Source organism: Rhizobium sp. rho-13.1, from assembly GCF_007000305.1.
Lineage (GTDB): Bacteria > Pseudomonadota > Alphaproteobacteria > Rhizobiales > Rhizobiaceae > Rhizobium > Rhizobium rhododendri.
Genome location: NZ_SCFL01000126.1, coordinates 1 through 231, shown reverse-complemented (window position 1 = coordinate 231; position 231 = coordinate 1). Strand labels below are relative to the sequence as shown.

The window sequence follows — 231 nt, the reverse complement described above, 5'->3', positions numbered from 1 at the left end:
TACATTGTCATCTTGGCCACGTCGGCGTCCGCGATGATGCGGTCTATTCCCGTGGTGTGAAACCCCCCGCTTTTGAACAGGGCATAGGCGGTTTCGATGATGCGCTGGCGTTTGTCACTGGTAGCGGCTTGTGACGGCATGAGCTATATCCCGGGTGGTGAGACAGGTCTGTATCACCACTTTGCGCTTTGTTGCCCGCATCGTCAACTGGGATGGTTGGGCCAATCCCTA

At 56.3% G+C, this 231-nt stretch carries 1 protein-coding gene; it reads right to left on the bottom strand.

What is annotated here, in order from left to right:
* The coding region (locus EQW76_RS28935) for a TetR family transcriptional regulator (protein WP_142832051.1) at window positions 1-140 on the bottom strand (140 nt) is incomplete at its 3' end.
* Window positions 141-231 lie beyond the last annotated feature (91 nt).